This is a genomic window from Kitasatospora nipponensis (assembly GCF_039528135.1).
GTDB classification, from domain to species: Bacteria; Actinomycetota; Actinomycetes; order Streptomycetales; family Streptomycetaceae; genus Kitasatospora; species Kitasatospora nipponensis.
Genome location: NZ_BAAALF010001210.1, coordinates 1 through 506, shown reverse-complemented (window position 1 = coordinate 506; position 506 = coordinate 1). Strand labels below are relative to the sequence as shown.

At 68.6% G+C, this 506-nt stretch carries 1 protein-coding gene; it reads left to right on the top strand.

What is annotated here, in order from left to right; translation table 11 throughout:
• Positions 1-505: MMPL family transporter (locus tag ABD323_RS45705; protein ID WP_344447811.1), on the top strand; the 505-nt coding region annotated here is incomplete at its 5' end.
• Position 506 lies beyond the last annotated feature (1 nt).

The window sequence follows — 506 nt, the reverse complement described above, 5'->3', positions numbered from 1 at the left end:
CTTCCAGTGGGGCTGGTTCGCCGGCCTGCTGGGCGTCGAGGAGACCGGGCCGGTGATGAGCATGAAGCCGATCTTCCTGATCGGCGTGGTGTTCGGCCTGTCGATGGACTACGAGGTCTTCCTGCTGACCCGGATGCGCGAAGCGTACGTGCACGGGGAGCGGCCCGGCCAGGCGATCGTCACCGGCTTCCGGCACAGCGCCCGGGTGGTGGTGGCCGCGGCCGTCATCATGATCGCGGTGTTCTCCGGGTTCATCGGGATGAGCGAGTCGATGATCAAGATGATGGGGCTCGGCCTGGCCTCGGCCGTCTTCCTGGACGCCTTCGTGGTCCGGATGACCATCGTCCCGGCGGTGCTCGCGCTGCTCGGCGACCGGGCCTGGTGGCTGCCGAAGTGGCTGGACCGGATCATCCCCAAGGTGGACGTCGAGGGCGAGTCGCTGAGCTCCGCCGTCCCCGTCCCCGCCGACCGGGAACTGACGGAACGTCCGGCCGTTCACGTCTGAC